Source organism: Corallococcus sp. CA053C (assembly GCF_003611675.1).
Classification (GTDB): Bacteria; Myxococcota; Myxococcia; order Myxococcales; family Myxococcaceae; genus Corallococcus.
This window is the reverse complement of sequence record NZ_RAWA01000053.1, coordinates 15,666-34,675: the sequence shown is the minus strand read 5'-3', so window position 1 is coordinate 34,675 and position 19,010 is coordinate 15,666. Positions and strand designations below refer to the sequence as shown.

At 68.5% G+C, this 19,010-nt stretch carries 16 protein-coding genes; 7 read left to right on the top strand and 9 right to left on the bottom strand.

The features are described from left to right. On the top strand, positions 1–1,079 hold a 1,079-nt coding region (locus D7V97_RS10100), incomplete at its 5' end, for a hypothetical protein (RefSeq protein WP_120610401.1). 45 nt (positions 1,080–1,124) lie between these two features. Further along, positions 1,125–2,159 (top strand): Gfo/Idh/MocA family protein, encoded by a 1,035-nt coding sequence (locus D7V97_RS10095; RefSeq protein ID WP_233582623.1) that lies wholly within the window; start codon positions 1,125–1,127, stop codon positions 2,157–2,159. Between the two features lie 6 nt (positions 2,160–2,165). Here D7V97_RS10095 and D7V97_RS10090 read toward each other — a convergent pair whose 3' ends face one another. Beyond that, positions 2,166–3,290: an erythromycin esterase family protein gene (locus D7V97_RS10090; RefSeq protein ID WP_233582622.1), complete on the bottom strand. Its 1,125-nt coding sequence runs from the start codon at positions 3,288–3,290 to the stop codon at positions 2,166–2,168. Between the two features lie 235 nt (positions 3,291–3,525). Here D7V97_RS10090 and D7V97_RS10085 point away from each other — a divergent pair, with 235 nt between their 5' ends. Next, positions 3,526–3,888 (top strand): cytochrome c oxidase assembly factor Coa1 family protein, encoded by a 363-nt coding sequence (locus tag D7V97_RS10085; RefSeq protein WP_120610399.1) that lies wholly within the window; start codon positions 3,526–3,528, stop codon positions 3,886–3,888. A gap of 78 nt (positions 3,889–3,966) precedes the next feature. Here D7V97_RS10085 and D7V97_RS10080 read toward each other — a convergent pair whose 3' ends face one another. Together D7V97_RS10080 and D7V97_RS10075 are read right to left on the bottom strand one after the other, a co-directional pair. Beyond that, positions 3,967–4,758, bottom strand: coding sequence for a transglycosylase SLT domain-containing protein (locus D7V97_RS10080; protein ID WP_120610398.1), 792 nt, complete (start codon positions 4,756–4,758; stop codon positions 3,967–3,969). A gap of 284 nt (positions 4,759–5,042) precedes the next feature. Further along, positions 5,043–5,600, bottom strand: a complete 558-nt coding sequence (locus D7V97_RS10075; protein WP_120610397.1) for a hypothetical protein — start codon at positions 5,598–5,600, stop codon at positions 5,043–5,045. A 407-nt stretch (positions 5,601–6,007) separates the two neighbouring features. On the opposite strand from D7V97_RS10075, the gene D7V97_RS10070 reads away from it, so the two are divergent. Then, on the top strand, positions 6,008–7,816 hold the full coding sequence (locus tag D7V97_RS10070; protein WP_120610396.1) for a hypothetical protein: 1,809 nt from the start codon (positions 6,008–6,010) through the stop codon (positions 7,814–7,816). 37 nt (positions 7,817–7,853) lie between these two features. After that, positions 7,854–8,606 carry a hypothetical protein gene (locus D7V97_RS10065; protein WP_120610395.1) on the top strand — a complete coding sequence of 251 codons (753 nt, stop codon included), beginning with the start codon at positions 7,854–7,856 and terminating at the stop codon, positions 8,604–8,606. An 85-nt stretch (positions 8,607–8,691) separates the two neighbouring features. Here D7V97_RS10065 and D7V97_RS10060 read toward each other — a convergent pair whose 3' ends face one another. Next, positions 8,692–10,329, bottom strand: coding sequence for a LysM peptidoglycan-binding domain-containing protein (locus tag D7V97_RS10060; RefSeq protein WP_120610394.1), 1,638 nt, complete (start codon positions 10,327–10,329; stop codon positions 8,692–8,694). Positions 10,330–10,521: 192 nt separating this feature from the next. Here D7V97_RS10060 and D7V97_RS10055 point away from each other — a divergent pair, with 192 nt between their 5' ends. Beyond that, on the top strand, positions 10,522–11,556 hold the full coding sequence (locus tag D7V97_RS10055) for a hypothetical protein (protein WP_120610393.1): 1,035 nt from the start codon (positions 10,522–10,524) through the stop codon (positions 11,554–11,556). 4 nt (positions 11,557–11,560) lie between these two features. Here the strand turns inward: D7V97_RS10055 and D7V97_RS10050 are convergent, their stop codons facing one another. From D7V97_RS10050 to rdgC, 5 genes are all read right to left on the bottom strand, one after another. Next, positions 11,561–13,840, bottom strand: coding sequence for a hypothetical protein (locus D7V97_RS10050; RefSeq protein ID WP_120610392.1), 2,280 nt, complete (start codon positions 13,838–13,840; stop codon positions 11,561–11,563). Positions 13,841–13,997: 157 nt separating this feature from the next. After that, a complete protein-coding gene (locus tag D7V97_RS10045) occupies positions 13,998–14,891 on the bottom strand; it encodes an SGNH/GDSL hydrolase family protein (RefSeq protein ID WP_120610391.1) in 894 nt (297 codons plus the stop codon). 42 nt (positions 14,892–14,933) lie between these two features. Further along, positions 14,934–15,827, bottom strand: a complete 894-nt coding sequence (locus D7V97_RS10040; RefSeq protein ID WP_120610390.1) for an SGNH/GDSL hydrolase family protein — start codon at positions 15,825–15,827, stop codon at positions 14,934–14,936. A 122-nt stretch (positions 15,828–15,949) separates the two neighbouring features. Next, positions 15,950–16,639 carry a hypothetical protein gene (locus D7V97_RS10035; protein ID WP_120610389.1) on the bottom strand — a complete coding sequence of 230 codons (690 nt, stop codon included), beginning with the start codon at positions 16,637–16,639 and terminating at the stop codon, positions 15,950–15,952. Continuing rightward, entirely contained in the window at positions 16,626–17,276 is a 651-nt protein-coding gene (rdgC, locus tag D7V97_RS10030; RefSeq protein ID WP_120610388.1) for a recombination-associated protein RdgC, read from the bottom strand. The genes D7V97_RS10035 and rdgC overlap by 14 nt, the downstream gene beginning before the upstream one ends. 217 nt (positions 17,277–17,493) lie before the next feature. Here rdgC and dacB point away from each other — a divergent pair, with 217 nt between their 5' ends. After that, positions 17,494–18,981, top strand: coding sequence for a D-alanyl-D-alanine carboxypeptidase/D-alanyl-D-alanine-endopeptidase (gene dacB / locus D7V97_RS10025; RefSeq protein WP_233582621.1), 1,488 nt, complete (start codon positions 17,494–17,496; stop codon positions 18,979–18,981). Positions 18,982–19,010 lie beyond the last annotated feature (29 nt).

The window sequence follows — 19,010 nt, the reverse complement described above, 5'->3', positions numbered from 1 at the left end:
TCATGGTCCAGGTCACGCGTCCTTCCAGCCTCACGTCGCCCACCCCGACGCGGGTCGCTCCGGAAGCCTCCACCCGGTCCAAGCCATCGACGGGCTACAACGCACTGGGGGTGCGCGACAGCTTCACCACGGCCGCTCCGGCGGGCGCGCAGCGGGGCAACGCGCTCTCGCAGGTGAACAGCCTGCGCCTTCCCATCCCCTGGCTGGGCAGGGGCGAGGCGGACAAGATCGGCTGGATGCAGAAGGCGTATCCGCCGGCCAAGGACTCCACGGCGGAGTTCCAGAAGCTCGACAAGGCGGTGCGCGCAGGCCAGGACGTGATGCCTCCCGAGGCCAAGGACTGCGTGTTCCTGGCGGTGGGTGGGCTGTTCACGGACGCGGCGCCCAAGCAGCTGTACATGGACAAGAACCTGGACGCGCTGGAGGCCCAGGGGCTGCAGGTGGGCCGGGTGCCCGTGGACACGGACATGGGCGTGGAGCACAACGCGGCCATCGTCCGTCAGGCGGTGCTCGAGGCTTCCAAGAACGGCAAGCAGGTGGTGCTGATCGGCCACAGCAAGGGCGGCCTGGACGCCGCGGGGGCGCTGGCGATGTACCCGGAGCTGAAGGACCACGTGCGCGCCCTCGTCACCGTCCAGTCGCCGTACGGCGGCTCGCCCATGGCGCAGGACCTGCTGGACAACCCGCTGGTGCGCTACGGCGTGGGCGGCGCCATCGAGGCGCTTGGCGGCAGCCTGCAGGGCGGTGAGGCCCTGACCTACGACTCGCGCAAGAAGTTCCTGGCCGAGCACCCGATGCCCGCGGGCATCCCCACCGTGTGCATGGCCTCCACCACCGCCAACCCCACCTCGCCGCTGTTCGCCACCGAGGAGTACATGCACCAGCGCTACGGCGTGAAGTCGGACGGCCTGGTGCTCCCGCAGGACGCGTTCATCCCGGGCTCCAAGTCCGTCACCCTGCAGGGGCTGGATCACATGGATGCGACCGGGGACTCGCTGAACCTGTTCAAGCCCTACCAGCCCGAGGACCTGACCCTCTCGCTGGTGGCGATGGCCTTGAAGATGCCCAAGGGCGGCTGAAGGAGTTCACGCCTCCCATGAGGCCTCGCGGATAGATTGCAGTCCGTGAGCCTCTTCCCGACCACCCTCCCCTCCGCCGAAACCATTCCCCTGCGCGGAGGCCCCGTGCTGCGCTGGGGTGTGCTCGCGCCCGGACGGATCGCGGGAGGCTTCGTCTGGGCCCTGCACCGACACACCGACCAGCGCGTCCACGCGGTCGCCTCGCGTTCGCCCGAGCGCGCCCAGCACTTCGCCGCGACCTACGGCATCCCCCGCGTCCACGCGTCCTACGAGCAGCTCGTCGCGGATCCGCAGGTCGACATCGTCTATGTGGCGTCGCCCCACAGCGAGCACAGGCGCCAGGCCCTGCTCGCCATCGCCGCCGGCAAGCACGTCCTCGTGGAGAAGCCGCTCGCGCTCGACGCCGCGGAGGCCCGGGACATCGCGCGGGCCGCTCGCGCCGCGGGCGTCTTCGTCATGGAGGCCCTGTGGTCGCGCTTCCTCCCGCAGACCGTGCTCATTGAACGGCTGCTGCGCGAAGGCGTGCTCGGAGACATCCGGCTCGTCACGGCGGACTTCGGTGGACGCTTCGACTTTGATCCCGAAGGGCGCGTCTTCAACCCCGCGCTCGGCGGCGGCGCGCTGCTCGACATCGGCATCTATCCCATCTGGCTCGCGCACTTCGTGCTCGGCCCGCCCCCGCATGTGCATGCCACGGGTTCGCTCACGCAGACAGGTGTGGACGGGCAGGCGGCCCTCATCCTTACCTACGCCATGGGGGCCCAGGCGCTGCTGCACACCACCCTCTTCGCGGAGACGCCCCAGGAGGCCGTCATCGCGGGCACGCACGCGCGCCTCCAGCTCGACTCACGCTTCTTCACGCCCGGCGGCTTCACGTTGAAGGCCGCGAGGTCGGATCAGCGGCTGCGCTGGACCGACCCGTCCGGCATCCACGGCAGCGAGGGCCTCGCCTACCAGGCCGCCGCCGTCGCACAGCACATCGCCGAGGGACACACGGAGTCGCCGATGCATCCGCTCGAGCACAGCATCGCCTTGCTCGAAACCATCGACGCGGCGCGCGGGCAGCTTGGCGCCTCGTGACGAAAGCTAGCGGGTCACCGGATGCGGTGGGGCTTCTTCCCGAAAGACCAGCAGCCCATCCATGACCGTTGCCCACGAGGCCGTCATCCACGAGTAGGTCAAGGGACGGGCCACCCTGGACCCGAAGTCACGAAGCTGGCGTCCATCCAGATACCGGGTGTCCCCGGTGTGGTTCGAGAACGCCCAGTCCTCCAGGGAGTCGGCCACCGCGAGCGCAAGGTCCTGGGTGCGAGCACTGCCGCCGCGCGAATAGCTCCCGGAGCGCGCGGAAAAGCCAAGCACGAAGGACTGGGCCCCGAACTTCTCATGGACATAGGAGCCGAAGGGAATCCTGTGGCGTTCGTCCGTATCCAGGCCCTTGAGGTCTTTCGCGGCATGAAGGGTGGCAAGCCAGACAATGGCCTTCCGGGGCCTGGCTGACTGGGACAGCAGCCATTCCAGATTCATGAACATGGAGCGATCACGATCGTTGTAACCGCTCCAATCCCGGGGCCCTCCGGGCTGCGCCGGAGCCTGGGACAAGTCAGCGACTTGACGGGCGAAATACCGTTCCAGGTTGCGGACCCTCTGCAGGGTGCCCGGTGTCGCAGCCGCCTCCAACTCCTTCCAACAGCCCAGGATGAACTTCGCGGTCTCCGCCGTGTACGGGTGGGCGTCGTCGTACTGCCAGGCCATGTGCCGCTCGATCTCCGCTCCGCACTCGGCCCGCCTCGGGCCCTCCAGGGAGGGGATGAGCTCACGCGCCATCTGGCGCTGTGCGTAGGTGCCTCTGCCAATCTGATCATCCAGCCCCCCGGCGACGAGGGTTCCCGCATTGAGCCGCTCGGACAGGAACGGAATCAGGGGCGCCATCTCCTGATGGGCCCACATCCCGCCAATCGCAGATGCGATCATGTCCTCGCTGACGGGTTGGCCCGCCTCCAGCCGCTCCTGGATGTGGAGGAAGTCATAGATGCCTGCCTCGATGAAGAAGGCATCGTATTGGCATTCCTCCACGAGCCTGCGGGTCAACGCGGCCTTGAAGGCGACGGTCCTGCCGCTTCCGTGGTGGGAGTCCTCGCCGAGCAGCGCAAGCCTCTTGTCGCAGAGGTCACGAACGATCCGGTCGGTGTCGGTGTCAGAGACCGCCACGGCCTCCTGCGCCGCCGCGCCTCGGGAGAGCGAGGCGCAGCTCGAAAGCAAGGGGAGCAGGAGCAGAAGACATCTCATTCGCGGCCCTTCCAAGAAGAGGAATGCCGCATCTCAACGTTCGTTGGCGCGCCAATTCCTCCGACCTCCACGTCGATTTTTGTCACGACGGGCACGCGCCTATAGGGTGTTCCCGGAACCCCCGGTCTTCCCTCTCCCAACAGGTCAGGAGCAGAAGATGTCACCGACAATGAAGTGGGTCCTCGGAGCGCTCGTGGGGTTGCCGCTGATGTGCTGCGGCTGCGGGGGCATGTGGTTCCGGAGCCAGTTTCCCTACGACGAGGCGCTGGCCCGGGTGACGAACCATCCGTCGGTCATCAAGTCGCTGGGCGCGCCCGTCAGCGGCGCCTTCTTCTTCTCAGGCAACACCCGGTCGCGCGACGACGACGCGGTCGCCGACATGAAGATCGACCTCTCCGGCAGCAAGCAGGATGGCGTCCTGGAGGTGAAGGCCGTGCAGACCAGCAAGGTCTGGGGCTTCAGCCGGCTGCGCGTGGTGGCTCAGGACGGCAAGGTGATCAACCTGGTGGGAGGACTCTGACCGCCGCGCCCGGCAGGCCCATGACTGGCAGGGCCTGTCTCTCGCGGACTCGAGCGCGGCGCTGGGGGAAGGGTCCCTCTAGTAGCCGACGTAGCCGCTGCCGCCGTTGAGGCCCTTGATGCCCGGGGTGTTGGACACCGAGCCGTAGCGGTCCACCGCGTAGCGCACGGCCGCGACGATGTTGTCCACCGGGTTGCGGATGTTGTCGTGGCCCGGGAGCTTGAACGCATCGAACGTGGGCTGGATGGTCTGCATCAGGCCGATGGACGGGTGGCCATCCTTGGCGTTCTGATCCGTGAGGTTGATGGCGCTGGGGTTGCCGCTGGACTCGTGCTCGACAATCTTCGCGATGTCCTGGGCGTTCATCTTGTCGGCCGGGATGCCCGCGGCGGCGAGCAGCTTCTGGGCCTGCTTGATCCAGTCACCCACCTGACCCTGCGGAGCCTCACCCGCGGAGCCGGCCGCCTCGGCGGAGCCGGTCGCCTCGGAGGCCCCGGCCTCGTACGAGTCACCCGCGCTCGACGGACCGCCCGCACCTTCCGCACCGGACACGCCCGACGAAGCCTCGGCTCCTTCCTCGCCGCCCAGGGAGGGAGCTTCACCGATCCCGCCGGCCTGGAGCATCTGGGCGAGCTGCTCCAGATCCTTCATCACCTCGGTGAGGCCTTCCATGAACTGCTTGAACTGCGCACCCTGCTGGGGGCCCGCGCTGAAGCCATCCTGCTGGAGCTGGGACGCCACGTTCGACGTGGGCTTCTGGCTGATGCACCCCTGGGTGCGGGGGCTGGACACGCCTTCAGGGCGGGAAGCCACCTCCTGAGAGGGGACGCGGAAGGCGGCGGAGCGGTTCGACAGGGGCGAGAGGGCCATGGGGTTTTCCTCGGGGGAAGTGAGTGGTGCTGAATGACGAACACCTACAGCAGGAGACATGCCAGCCCTTCGGAAGGCGCTCGCGCGAAGCCAAGTGCTTGATCTCCTTGAGGCGGACCTCCGCCCGGCCTCGAAGCGCGAGGCGCGGCGGGGCCAACCAGGCCCCCGTCCCTGATGACGGGAGTCAGCCCTTGATGACACCAGTCACCACCCGCGACGCGCTCACCCCGCGCCGGGACTCCGCCTCGCACGCGTACCGCTCGCGGGAAGCATCCCGTCAGTTATCAGCGCTGTACGACCACGTCTCTCAGCCATGCCCTCGTCGCCGGGCTGGGCCCCACGGTGCTCCATCCCATCCTGCGCGCCGTCCCCGTCGCGGCGAGATACGTGGCCAGCGCATCAGGAGGAGACACGAACTCCTGGAGGGCGGCGGGAATGCGAGGGCTCGTGAGCCGGACAGAGTAGGTATAGGACGACCACTGGCCATCCGAAGCCCCATAGGCGGTCGAAGCCGTGAACTGCAGTTCCAGCTTCAGTCTTCCAGACCCGTCGTAGAAGGGCCGGTAGAGCGTCAGTGAGACATCATCCGGGGTGAACTCTTCAAAGGAATTGAACGAGTCGTGCTCGCGGAGTTTCTCGAACGCCAGGTCCCGCTCTTCACGAAACGCGGGTTCCAGTTCCTGCGCCGACAAGACATCTACCCGTGTTTTCGAAGCGGCGTCGTAGACATAGAAGTCGAAGACGGTGTTGCCATGCGCCGCCCCTTCAAAGTACGTCCACTCCCGTGTGGTGATGAAGAGCAAACGCTCCAGGGTGGAGATGACCTCGGTGTTTCTCTCCAATTGAGGGCGACCGTCTGGCCCGTCTCCTTGTGAGTGGCACGCAGCACCGTGCCATACCCCCCAGCGCCCAGGCGCTGCGTGTCCAATCGGTAGCGCTCCTGAGGCTTCATCTCCCTGGCTCCCTACCGCGGTTTCACCCGGCAATGGCCCTTGAGATACCGCACGTTCCGGAGATTCGCCTCCCCCACTTCAGGAAGTTCCGCAGCTCCTCCGGGGTGGGATGTCCTTCGCGGCGGTGGGTGACTCTGGCAAGCCTTGCCAGCAGCTCCCGCCCCCGGATGGCAAGCCTTGCCGGGCGCCTTGCTGGCCCTCCCCGCGGAAGCCCCGTGAGCGAGGGCTTCCAGGGACCGGCACGTGGGGTGCACTGGAGTTGAGCGCAATCCGTTCACCCCCAGGAGCGCTTCCCCATGTCACAAAGACTCTCCCTCGGTGCCTTTGGCGCCCTGGCCTCGCTGTGCCTTGCCCCCTCTGCGTGGGCCGGCGCGGTCGAAGACTTCAAGAAGGGCACGGACGTCCAGCTGACCGCCGCCGCGGCGGTCATGGACGGACAGCTCTACTCCCTCGCCGGCTTCCGGATCCCCAAGGCCGCTGACACGCTCGACATCACCGTCACGGGCGCGGACCTGGGGCTGAACTTCTCCCAGTCCGTCCACCTGACGGGCGTGCAGACCGGCAACTCCATCCTCTGGACGTTCAACCAGACGTTCAATCCTCCCATCGCCGTCGATGGCACCACCGACGTCAACCACGTCTCCGGGTTGCTCATCGTCAACGCGACGCTGCTCTCCGGCAGCAATCACCCGCTCTGCGGCTTCCAGCCCTGCCTGAGCGACGTGCTGCTCACCCAGTCTCCCGGCTCCTGGATCCTCGTGGAGGGAGAGGGCGCGCTTGGCATCGATTTCTCGCGGCTCGTCATGGTCGACTACTTCCGCGGGCTGGGCGGAATCCCCCAGCCCGGCCTCGCCGGTTTCTACGTCCCCGGCACGGCCAAGGTCTGCTCCTCGTCGGTGACCACCTACCTGCCGATGACCGCGTTCCTCACCGGGTTCGCGCCTTCGGGGGGCACGAAGGTCGACTTCGTGAGCGCCTACCCCAAGGGGCTCAAGGTCCCGCCCAACATCACCGTCGCCGGCGGTCAATCCTCCGCGTCGTTCAAGGCCGCGGTGGGGCCTGACTTCACCGGCCAGGTGAACGTGGTCGCGTCCTCCGCGGGCTCCATCTTCTCCCGCATGGTGCAGATCTTCCCCCGGGCGGACTGTGAAGACGGCGGCAACCGGAACGACCCGTTCGACGTGCGGGCCTACGTCCCGGACCTGCTCCTGGGATGCATCAACTGTTCGGAGCTCACCGACCTGGGCATCCGGGGCCAGGGCCTCATCCGCGTGCAGGGCGTGGATGTGTACTTCAATGGCAGCCAGCTCCGCCGCCTCTCCAGCGTGTTCGACGTGGCCTCGGTGAGCGCCGTGGACATGACGGACAGCGGGCTCATCACCGGTTCAATGGTCGTCCACGCGGGCGACGCCCCGGTGGCGTTCAAGGCCAGCCTGGAGGGCGGCCCCACGGCCCCGTTCGTGCTCGGTGCCTTCACCCCCACCGCCATCACCGCGAGCGGCGTGGTCATTGGCAATCACATCTCACGCACCGGCAGCGTCGCCATGTACCACGATGGCAGGTCGCTGAAGGAGCTGCCGGTCTCCGGCGCCACCTCCAGCCAGGCGCTCGCGGTGAGCGAGGCCGGACACGTCGTGGGCACCTACGAGCGGGACGGTGCCGTGCGGGCCTTCCTCTTCACGGCGGAGGGCGTGTTCCGCACGCTTCCCCTGCTCTCGCGCGCCACCACGACGGTCCCCGTGGCGGTCAACAACCGGGGCCAGGTGGTCGCCCACTCCGTGGACTCCTCCGGCGCCGTGCTCGCGGCGGCCGTCATCGACACGGATGACACCGTGCACCTGCTCGGCGTGCCTTCGGGCTTCACCGGGCTCAGCGCCACGTCCATCAATGCCCGGGGCTGGGTGTCTGCCACCGCCACCTCGCGGACCGGCACGAGCGGCTTCCTCTACACCCGCGAGGACGGGCTGGTGGATCTCAACCGCCGGCTCTCTCCGGCCGGCAGCGTGGTGGTGACGGACGCCCTGCGCGTCACGGATGCGGATCAGGTGCTGGTGCACGCGACCGCCAACGGCAACCGGGCGCTCTACCTGCTCACCCTTCCTTGATCCACCTCCCAGCCCGCACCCTCAAAGGATTTCCATCATGATGAAGCGTAAGAACAAGCTCATGCTCATGGCGCTCGTGTTCACCCTGTTCCAGGGCTGTGCGAGCTGCCTGCAGCAACCCTGCGTTGCCGGTAAACACTTTCCAGAGCCCGGGTCCTGTCCCATTCCAGGGCATGCCCAGGGCTCGCCCGGCGGAGTGTGCAACAACTTCCTCGGGAACTTCGGTTGCGATGAGCCGGACAACAAGTGTGTCTCCAACAGCTGCATCCCGTGCGGCCAGCCCGGCATGGTCTGCTGCGACCACCAGGGCTGCGATGGGACGGCGGCGTGCGTGAAGCCCAAGGAGGACCACACCTTCCCCGTCTGCTCCAATGCCTGCACCCAGGTGGGCGACAGCTGCTGCGAGAACAGCCAGTGCGGCAACGGCCTGGTGTGCAACGGCAACACCCAGAAGTGCGTGGCGGCGAACGCGTCCACGTGCGGAATGGGCCCCACCTCCTTCACCATCGGGGTGGTCGCCGACAGCACGAAGTGCGGCTCCTGGGTCTCCATCAACGGAACCAGCCTGCAGGCCGCGAAGGATTGCGTCCAATCCCAGGTCCTGGCCGCCGGGGGGCATTTCGCCCCTGACAACACCCCGATCAAGCAGCTCGACTTCTGCAACTCCGGCTCGGGGATCGACCCCTCGGCGCCCGTGACCATCACGGCGTTCTCCGATGCCGATGGGCTGGCCTGCGCCCACAGCCTGTGCACCAACTGCACGAGCACGGTGCCCGGCCCCTGTCCGTAGCCGCACGCCCATGAAGAAAGCCCGGTCGGCCCTCTGGAGAAGAGGGCCGCCGGGCCAGTTCTTCATGCGTGGGAGGCGGGGACGACTACCCGTTGCGGCGCACCATCGCGACGTCGTAGCGGCGCTCCGTCACGTAGCCCTCCGCGGCCTTGCCGGGGCGGGTCATCGCGCCCGTCTTGTCATCCACGTAGAAGCGGTTGTTGGGGTTGGTGTCCTTGCCCTTGCTCGCGTTGGTCGTCCCCGGGTCGTGGAACGTGTAGTAGGTGCGGCCCTTGTCGTCGACGCCACGGCCCGTGATGGTCACGAAGTGGTCCGTGAGCCCGTCCGCGTTGTACGTCGCGTCCTTGTGGCTGACGCCCACCACCACCGGCTTGCCGGCGTCCAGCTGCTGGTCGATGTACTTGCGGCCCTCGGCGGCCTTCTTGGAGTTCACCGACAGCTGGCCCTTGCTGTTCTCGCTCGTGCCCACCTGGATGCGGCTGTCCGGGCCCGTCACCTGCGCGCCCACCTTGCCGGCCATCGCCTTCGCGGCGTCGAAGCACGCGGTCTTGCTCGGGGTGAAGCCGTGGCCTCCCTCGAACTGGCTGTAGTACGGCACCTTCACGTGCACCGCGGGGCCCGACTTGGACGGCGCCACCGTCTGCGTGTCGTTGAGGTCCACTTCCGTGGTGGGCTTCTGCGAGTTGGCGCCCGTCGTCGAACCGGAGTTGGTCGTGGCCGGCTTCGTGCCGCTCGTGGCCGGCTTCGTGCCGCTCGTGGCCGGCTTCGTGTCGCTCGTGGCCGGCTTCGTGTCGGCCGGGGTCGTGGTGCCGCCCGCCTTCTCCTTCTTGAGCAGCGCGAGCGCGTCCTTCACCTCGGACTTGAAGCGGTTGGCCACGCCCTCCTGCACGCTCTTGGAGTTGCTGGAGAAGTGCACCAGGGTGCCGCTGGCGTTCGTGCGGCCGCGCTCGGCGTAGATGTCCTTGATGAGCTGCTCGTCGCTCACCTTGGAGGGGTCGCGGCCGGCCAGCGCCTTCTTGAAGATGTCATCCGCCGCGCCCGGGCCGTGCTGCACGGACGTGGACCAGGCCACGTCGCGCAGGGCCGCCGACCGCGTGTTCAGGTCGATGCCCGTCGCCTTCTTGATGTTCGCGGCGCCCACGTCGTAGTGCGTGGCCTTGATGTAGTCGTGCTGCGCCTTGTCGAAGCCCTTGGGGTCCTTCGCCGCCAGCTGCTTCCACGCGTTGGAGAACGCCTCCGAGCCCGGCTTGCTGCCCGACAGCGCCGAGTAGTAGTCCGGGTTGCTCTTCTTCAGCGAGTTCACGAACGACTGCGCGGACCCGTTCGCCGACGCGAACTGGTAGGATCCGTAGGACACGCCGCCGTGGTCGCCCTTGCCCGTGGACACCGTGCCGGGACCGCGCGCCTCGTACTTGCGGCTCAGCCCGCCCAGCTCACCGCCGCCCGCCGGCGCCGTGGTCTGCTTGGTGGTGTCCGTCGCCTTCGTCCCGCCCGTGTTGGACGTCGCCGGCTTGGAGGTGGTGTTGGTGGCCGGCTTCGTGCTCGTGCCGCGCGCGGGCTTCGTGTCGAAGCCGTCCGGGATGCGCAGCGTCTGCCCCGCGCGGATGCGGTCCGGGTCCTTGATGTTGTTGGCCTTGGCCAGGGCCGCCACCGTCGTGTCGTTGCGCTTCGCAATCGCGGTGAGGGTGTCGCCCGAACGGACGCGGAGGCTGGAGACGGTCATGAGAGGACACCTTCAGGTCAGGCCGCGAACACCAGGGTCGCGGACGTGATTGGATTGCCGTAATTATCGAACGACAATGCAGGCAGTTTCTCATTCCCTGTCACAATCGTGTCAAACCAGTGATTCCGGTAACTTCAGTTTCAGCAGATCAATCCGCTGAGACTAGAGAACCCGCTCAGGAGGCCCAGTCGGATGTCCAGGATCCAACCGGATTTCAAAAGTGTGCTGTTGCTGTTCACGCTTGGCCTCATGGGTGCGGTCTCCAATGCCTCGGCGCAGGGGCCCGGAGGACTCACGGGTGTCTATTCCAAGGACGGCGGCGCGCTGGCCATCGTCGAGGGGAGCAACGAGACGCTGGTGCATTACTCGGCCGGCTTTCCGCAGGGCGACAGCGTGGGTACGTGCGACTGCGCCCTGGTGGTTCAACGCAAGACGTCAACGCGCTGGACGCTGAACGTGGCCGGGGAGACGGAGCCCTGGACGCTGCGCGTCGAACCCCAGCGGCTCGTGCTGGAGACGAAGGCGCCTGGCTGCTGCGGCGCGGGCTACCCGGGCAAGGATTCCTTCACGCGGGGCACGCCCCAGCCGCTGACCCTTTGCAAGGTGAAGGCGTCCAAGGCGGGCTTCTTCGCGTCGGACGCGGCCAACACGCCGCGCAAGACGTTCGTGGTGTCGGGTGACGCGGTGGAGGCGTACCTGGACCCCGTGGAGCCGGACCTCATCCCCGCGCGCTTCCAGGGCCCCCAGAAGGCCACGGTGGGGCTGATCAAGCGCGCGGACCTGGACTGCGTGGCGGACACGGCGGCGCCCAAGACGGCCCAGGCGCCCGTCGCGGCGGACAAGCTCCAGCCCTTCGCGGGCACGTGGGTGGAGTTGACGCGCAAGGGCAAGGGCTTCGTCATCCTCAAGCCCTGCTCGGCGAAGACCCGCAGCTTCACCCTCAAGCCCGCGACGGGCGAGGTGGAGGTGCAGTTGGGGCAGGAGGCGACGACGCTGAAGGTGACGTCGCTCACGGCCGGCAAGGGCGCCGGGGCCTGGGTGCTGGGGCTCACGTCCGCGGAGGGCAAGCCGGAAGCCCTCCAATGGAAGACGGCCGACGCGGCGAAGGGCACCGTGTCGGTGACGAGCCCGGACCTGTTCTCCCAGAGCCACGACTACGTGCGCCAGGAGAAGCAGTCCGCGTTCCCGGTGAAGCAGGAGACCGGCTGCGACGAGTACGAGCAGTAGCGACTCAGGCGGAGGTGCCGTCGGGATTGGAGGGGGTGCCGGCCGACAGGCGCGGCGCCCCTCCCGGGCCCAGCAGGCCCTGCATCGCGTCGAAGAGGTTGAGGTTGGAGCCGCTGGGGAGGAAGACGACCTTGTCCAGGCCCCCCACGACGGCGGCCTGGGCCTGGGCCGCGACGGCCTTCACGAAGTTCTCCCCTCCTCCCAAGGCCTCCACGCGCTGGCGGAACTGCGAGGCCTCCACCTCCGCGAGCCGGGACTGGCGCTCCACCTCCAGGTCGTTCAGGCGCTGCTGTCGCTCCAGGGCCATCTGCGTCGTGAGGCGTTCGCGCTCCAGCTCCGCCTCGGAGCGGATGCGGGAGGCGCGGGCGTCGGACTCGGCGCGGGCCAGGGCCTCCTCGCTCTCCACGCGGGCCTTCTCCAGCTGTGCCTCCGCCTCCACCTTGGCACGGCTGAGCGTCTCAAGCTGGTGGTTGCGGTTCTGCAGCTCGATGAGGGATTGGCGTTCGGCCTCTGACTTGCGGTGGCTGGAGATGTCCGCGAGCTGCTTCTCCTCCTCGCTGCGGATGCGCTTGAGCTCGGCGGTGGCCTGCGCTTCCTGGCGCGAAGCGTCCAGCTGGATCTGGATGTTGGTGTCGATGGCCTCGCGCAGCTTCAGGGCCGTCTTCTCGTCCACGGGCGCGATGTCCTTGATGTCGATGTCGATGATGCGCAGCTGGTTCTCGGAGAAGAGCCGGTCCTTGCGCGCGTGGCCCGCGTCGTCCATGCCGAAGATGGCGCGGCGGATGAGCACGCTGGCGTTCTTGTGGAACGTCTCGAACTCGTTCTCCGCGGCCACCTGGCGGATCCGCGACGCGAGGTTCTCACACACGTAGCCGATGAAGTCGTTGACCCGGAAGATGGCCTTGTCCTTCTCCGCGTCACCCTGCACGTCGAACTGCCATTTGTACGAGAGCTTGATGCGCAGCCGCGCGTGGTCTCGCGTGGCCACCTCGAACAGGTCCGTGGCGAAGTCCGGCCCCAGCCGCAGCATCAGCACCTTGAGCTGCCGGGGGCGCTTGGGCGTGCTGCCGGACAGGTCCAACACCGTGACGTCCTCGTAGGGGCGCAGCATCACCTTGGCGGGGCCGAACTCCACGCGCGCGTGGTTGGTCTCGAAGTCGTTGATGAGGACCGCGGTGTTGTCCTCGATGCGCAGCACGATGGCGCGCGTGCGGTCGCCCCGCTCCCCGACCGTGGAGTGGGGCCGCGGAGCGCGAGCCTCCTTCCCGTCCGGGGCCGCGGGCGGCGGGGACAGGCCCAGCAGCGCCTCCGCGTCCTGGGACAGGCGCTTCTCATGCAGCTCCTGGTGCGCCTCCGGCATGAACTGACAGGGGCCCTGCACGAGCGACACCTTGCCGGAGCGCAGGTCCCTCACATACAGGCCCTCGCCCTGCCCCAAGGACAGCGCGGCGATCTCCCGGTGGATGAGCACCTTCTCGCTGGGGACATAGGTGCGCGGGCCCCGGACGATCCACGTGTCACCGGCCTTGCGCGTGTGGGGCACGCCGCCTTCGTCCTCGGAGAGGTCGTCCAGCGCCTGGAGCTTCAGCCCCTGCAACTCCGACAGGACATGCTTGCGGCGCACGTCGCCTTCCAAGGCCTCGCCGGGCTCCAGGAAGAAGACATCCGGGCCGGAGACGACCTTGCGGCGGCCCTCCTGGACGCGGCCGGTGGCGCGGTCCACCGGGTTGAGGATGACGCAGTACTCGGTCTCCTTGAGGACACGGGCCTTCTCCAGCGACACGACGGTGACGGCCTCGTCGGGCACGTAGCGGCCGGGCCCGCGCACCAGCCACTCGTCACCGGCCTCGCGGCGGCGGGGCGCGTCCGGGGCGCGTGCGTCCGTGAAGGCGGTGAGCGCGCGCAGGCGCAGTGCTTCCGACACGCCCAGCACGTACTCCGGGACGATGTCGCCCTCCAGCTCCTCGCCCGGATACAGGGGGAACACCTTGGGACCGACGCGGACCTCGCGGTCTCCCACCGCGACCCGGGCCTGGCCGAAGTCGTCCAGCGCCACCTGGCCGTCCACGCGCACCACGGGGTTGCGCACCACGCACCAGCTGCCGGCGCCCACTTCAATCATCCGCTCCTTGGCGACGAGCGTGAGGTGCGCCTCCAGGGTCAACACCCGGGGCCCCACCTCCATCAGCACCACCCCCCGGTTGGCATCTTCGATGTATGCGTATTCGCGATTCTTCAGGGAGATGCGCTGGATGGCTTCGGTGCTGGGGAGGGCGGACGGCACGGGACACCTGCTGGGGGCGGAGGGTTCGCCCGCGTGTCATTGCCAACCGTGTGCCGCGCCCTGCCCGCCCCGAAACAGCTCCGGCATGCCCCTTCCTGGAACAGCCGCCCGCTCCATTCCGGCGCGGGCGGCGGTCCAGACTGGCGCACCGGGGTGACTACCGCGCGCTCCACTCCTCGGCGGTCCACTCGTCGGCGGAGAGGCCGGCGCTGAAGCCGAAGGTGGCGGAGACGAGGTCGTAGCCGTAGTCCGCGAAGATGCCGTGGCTGTAGCTCGTCGGGTGGATCTCATCCCAGAACAGGTACTTGTCCGGGTTGACCGCCTTGCCCTTGCTGGTGCCGGTGACGTTCGTCAGGCCATACGCGGACGGCGACGCGATGATGGCGTTGAACTGGTTGAAGGCGTTCATCCCGATGAAGGTGACGGTCGGGAAGTCCTGGCGCAGCTGCGTCAGCGCCTGCGCCCACAGCGTGTTGAACTGGGTGGTGGGAGGCGCGAGCACGGTGGTGCCCAGACCGCCCGGGACGGACAGGGCCGCCGGCGTCTTGTTCAGCGGCGGCATGTTGACCCAGAGGATGCGCTTCGCGCCCGCCGCGACCAGCTTGCGGATCTGCCCGTTGATGTTGGAGACGGCCGTCGTCGCCGCGGCCTTGATGCCGGCCGAGTCGAACGGATTGGCCTGGGCCTTGTAATTGATGTCATTGCCGCCGCCCCAGAGGACGTACAGCGCCGTGGAGGACGCCGTCGGGTGGGCCGCCAGGTAGTTGTTCACCTGGCTGGTCATCCCGCTGGTGACGGCGCCGCCCCGGGCGTAGTTCGTGCCGCCATTGTCGGACGCCGTCAGGGGCAGGCCCAGCTGCGTCGCGAGCTGCTTCACCCAGGTGCCGGAGATCTGGCTGGAGGGGTTCGTCGTCGGACCGCTGGTGGCGGTGCCGTTGTTGCCGTTGTCACTCAGGCTGTCGCCAAAGACGACGAGGCTGCTCTGAGCGCCAGCGTGGAACGGAAGGAGGACGGCCAGGGTGGCCGCAAGCAACAGGAAGGGATGCTTCATGGTGGGCTCCGAGGGGTGAGGCAGGGGTCTTGTTCACGACACCTACTGCGCGGCCCACTCCTCCACGGTCCACTCCTCGGCGGTGAAGCCGGCGCTGAAACCGAAGGCGTCGGAGACGAGGTCGTACGCGTAGTTCGCGAAGATGCGGTGGCTGTAGCTCGTCGGGTGGATCTCATCCCAGAACAGGTACTTGTCCGGGTTGACCGCCTTGCCCTTGCAGGTGCCGGTGACGTTCGTCAGCCCATACGCGGACGGCGACGCGATGATGGCGTTGAACTTGTTGTAGGCGTTCATCCCGATGAAGGTGACGGACGGGAACTCGCCGCGCAGCCGCGTCAGGGACTGGGACCAGAGCGTGTTGAACTGGGAGCTGGGCGGCGAGAGCACGGTGCCGCCCAGGCCGAACGGGATGGACAGCGCCGCGGGCGTCTTGTGGAGCGGAGGCATGTTCACCCACAGGACGCGCTTCGCGCCCGCGGCGACGAGCTTGCGGATCTGCCCTTCGATGTTGGAGACGGCCTTGGTCGCCACGGCCTTGATGCCGGCCGAGTCGAGCGGGTTGTCCAGCACCTTGTGATGGATGTCGTTGCCGCCGCCCCAGAGGACGTACAGCGCCGTGGAGGACGCCGTCGGGTGGGCGGTGAGGTAGGCATTCACCTGGTTCGTCATGTCGGCGGTGACCGAGCCGCCCTGCGCGTAGTTCGTGCCTCCTTCGTCGGAGGCCACGAGCGGCAGGCCCAGCTGATCCGCCAGCTGCTTCACCCAGGGGCCGGAGATCTGGCTGGACGGATTCGTCGTCGGACCGCTGGTGGCGGTGCTGTACTTGCCGTTGTCACTCAGGCTGTCGCCAAACGCGACGATGCTGCTCTGCGCGCCAGCGTGGAACGGAAGGACGACGGCGAGGGTGGCCGTCAGCAACAGGAAGGGATGCTTCATGGGAGGCTCCAAAGAGGGGGAACACAGACGTCTGCCGCACTGTGTCACCCACTTCGGAGCTTTTCCAGGATTTTCTACACTTCCATGTTTTATTCTAGATGTTTCAGCCGGCTCAGCACATCTCAGCCCCGCGCGGCGCGGGCGTCACGGCCCTTGGCGCGGGCGGCCTTGGAGAGCAGGTCGGAGCCCTTCTCCTCGCCCCTCATCCACGCCTTCATCGCGGGGACCACCTGCTTGCTCCAGGCGCGGCCGCCTCGCACGGCGAGGAAGTCCGTCACCAGCGCGTCCACGAGGGCGGAGAGCTGTTCGGTCAGCTCCAGGCGCTCGGTGAGCTGATCATCCTCCTCCTCGGTCATCAGGGCGGGCAGCTTCGCGGCGCGGATGTCCAGGAACTCCGCATCCAGGGTGAGCTCGAACTCGCGCTCGCCGTGGGAGATGCGCAGCCGCGCCTGGGACACGAGCAGCCCCCGGTCCAGCGAGTGCCGCACGTTCTCCGAATACGGCGCCAGCGTGCCGCGCGCGCTCAGCTCCGTGACGTCGCCCGCCACGCCGCGCAGCACCACCTTGCCCAGGTAGAGGGCCGTGACGGACGCGCCGTCATGCTCCACCAGCGCATCGCCGGACTCCGAGCGCCACAGGAGCCACGTCAGGAACTCGCGCCCCAGGTAGGCCCGGCCGCGCAGCAGCTGTTCGCGCGCCTTGCCCTGTTCGACCTCGGCCTCGTCCTTCACCTCCTCGGTCGAGCCACCATCCACGCCCACGTCGCCCCGGGCGAACGCCGCCTCGATCCGCGCCTGCTCACCCTTCGCCATGGCTGTCCTCCACCGAAGCCGTCGCCGGCAGGTCCATTCCGATGAGCTCCGCCGTGGGGCCCAGGGCCTTGTCGTCGATGCCCGCACGCTGCGCCATCGACGCGGGCGTGATGCCAATCACCTTCACCGCCAGGGCGCCCTCCAGCGCGACGGAGATCTCATCCACCGTCTTGCGGGACGCGGCCCAGATCTGCACCTGCTGCGTCTTCAGGTTCCACGCCACGTCCAGCACGCTGGTGCGCGGCACCGCCCGCTGACGGAGCAGCTGCTTCAACTCCGCGCGCTGCTTGTTCTTCTCCGCGCGCGCGGGCGGGCGGCTGTTCTCCTTGGCGAAGGCGGCGGACCACTTGTCCAGCTCCGCCTTCATCATGGAGGCGGGGACCTTCAGGGTGTCGATGCGGAAGGCGAAGAGGGCGTACTCGCCATAGAAGAGGTTGCTGGTGGAGAAGTCGGAGGCCTCCGCGTTCTCCAGCTCCACGAAACCGGCCGCGCGCTCATCTTCGGAGCGGCGGTCGATGGGCTCGAACGCATGGGACTTGAGTCCCTTCGTCAGCCAGCGCTTCACGTCGGACGGCGCATCCTTGGCCGGCTCGGTCCGGAAGCGCGAAAAGGTCACGGCACCACGTAGGACAGGCATGGGGCGCGGGAGGATGGGGGTCCGGTGCCGTGGCGTCAAGGCACTCGGGGTGGCTGGACGCGCTGTCGTGGGAATAGGCGGCGCACCCGGCCGTTGCGCGCCCGTCGTCCCTGCCCGGTCGCTCCCCGGGCCGTCCGTCCAACCGTGCACGCCCGCCCGTCCCCGCCGGCCGGAAACCATGACACTCCCAGGCACGCGACATACGGTGGCCGCCGCCATGCGCCGAGCCCTCTTCCTCGCCAGCGTCTCCGTCCTGCTGTCCGCCTGCGCCCACGCGCCTCCCGGGCCGGAGGCTGCTTCCCAGCGAAGCACCTTGCCCGGCGTCACCCGGACCCTGCTGGAGACGCTGGAGGCGGACGGCGCGCTCGCGGGGGCATACGTGGTGGACGCGCGCACCGGCGAGCCCCTCTTCCAGCACCGGGAGAACGTGCGGCTGCTGCCCGCGTCCACGATGAAGGTGGTGTCCACCTCCGCTGCGCTGTCCGCGCTGGGGGCGGACTTCCGCTTCGTGACGCCGGTGTCGCTGGAGGGCTCGCAGGTGGGCGGCCTGTTCCTGGGCGACATCGTGGCGCAGGCCTCCGGCGACCCGTCCCTGGGCTCCTGGCGCTTCCCGGAGACAGCGCTGGCGTGCGACCGCATCGCGGAGGCGTTCCAGGCGCACGGCATCCACCAGTGGCGCGGCAACGTGCGCATCGCCGGCACCGACGGCGTGGACGGCCTGATGGGTCCGGGCTGGGCCTGGGATGACGCCGCCTATGCCTACAGCGCGGCCCCCACCCCGTTCGTCTTCCGCGAGAACGTGGTGGACCTGGCCCTGGCCCGCGCCCCCGGCTCCACCTGCGCGGACGCGCCCGCCGTCCAGTGGACCCCCACCTTCGCCACGCTGTCCGCCGTGGTGCGCGTGGACGTCAACGCGGACCGCACGAACCTGTCCTGCATGCGAGGGAGCGCGGGCGTGAGCTGCACGTGGCGCTCCCCCGCGGGAGGCCCCTGCCCCCAGGCCGCCGCCGTGAAGCTGGCCGTGGAGGCGCCGCAGGACCTCTTCGCCGCGTGCGTGGACGACGCGCTGGCGCGCCACGGGGTGACGCGGCTGCCGATGTCGCTGGAGGCGCCCACGCCGCCCCTGCCGCCGGTGCCGGTGCCGCTGGTGGAGCTGACGAGCCCGCCGCTGTCGGAGCTGGTGCGCGCGACGAACAAGGAGAGCCTCAACCTCTACGCGGAGCGGCTGGGCATGCGCTTCGCGCGCGAGCGCACCGGCCAGGAGGGCTACGCCGCGCTCAGGTCGGCGCTGGGCGCGGAGCTGCTGCGGCGCGGGGTGCCGCCCAAGGACCTGCGCCCGGTGGATGGCAGCGGCCTGTCCCGCTACAACCTGGCCACGCCCCGGGGCATGGCGCGGGTGATCCTCACCAGCCTCCAGGAGCCCTATGGGCAGGCGCTGGTGGACAGCCTGCCCGTGCTGAGCGTGGACGGGACGCTGGCGGGACGGCGCACCACGCAGGCCACGGCGGGCCGCATCCGCGCGAAGACGGGGACGCTGACGGGCCAGAAGTGTTTCGTGGGCGTGGCCGAGCGCCCCAATGACCTGGAGCACCCGCGCGTCGTCTTCGCGCTGATGCTCGGCAACATGGACGAGGGCACGAAGCCCAACGCCAACGAAGCCTTTGATCTCTTCTCCACCGCCCTGGTGGAGCTGCCCCTGCGCTGACGCAGGCAGGGCACGTCACAGGGCACATC

Bases quoted from the DNA above. Each gene is read 5' to 3' on its own strand.
- D7V97_RS10085 (WP_120610399.1), top strand. From the start codon at position 3,526: ATGTCACCGACAATGAAGTGGGTCCTCGGAGCGCTCGTGGGGTTGCCG.
- D7V97_RS10080 (WP_120610398.1), bottom strand. From the start codon at position 4,758: ATGGCCCTCTCGCCCCTGTCGAACCGCTCCGCCGCCTTCCGCGTCCCC.
- D7V97_RS10070 (WP_120610396.1), top strand. From the start codon at position 6,008: ATGTCACAAAGACTCTCCCTCGGTGCCTTTGGCGCCCTGGCCTCGCTG.
- D7V97_RS10065 (WP_120610395.1), top strand. From the start codon at position 7,854: ATGATGAAGCGTAAGAACAAGCTCATGCTCATGGCGCTCGTGTTCACC.
- D7V97_RS10060 (WP_120610394.1), bottom strand. From the start codon at position 10,329: ATGACCGTCTCCAGCCTCCGCGTCCGTTCGGGCGACACCCTCACCGCG.
- D7V97_RS10055 (WP_120610393.1), top strand. From the start codon at position 10,522: ATGTCCAGGATCCAACCGGATTTCAAAAGTGTGCTGTTGCTGTTCACG.
- D7V97_RS10045 (WP_120610391.1), bottom strand. From the start codon at position 14,891: ATGAAGCATCCCTTCCTGTTGCTTGCGGCCACCCTGGCCGTCCTCCTT.
- D7V97_RS10040 (WP_120610390.1), bottom strand. From the start codon at position 15,827: ATGAAGCATCCCTTCCTGTTGCTGACGGCCACCCTCGCCGTCGTCCTT.
- D7V97_RS10035 (WP_120610389.1), bottom strand. From the start codon at position 16,639: ATGGCGAAGGGTGAGCAGGCGCGGATCGAGGCGGCGTTCGCCCGGGGC.
- rdgC (WP_120610388.1), bottom strand. From the start codon at position 17,276: ATGCCTGTCCTACGTGGTGCCGTGACCTTTTCGCGCTTCCGGACCGAG.
- dacB (WP_233582621.1), top strand. From the start codon at position 17,494: ATGCGCCGAGCCCTCTTCCTCGCCAGCGTCTCCGTCCTGCTGTCCGCC.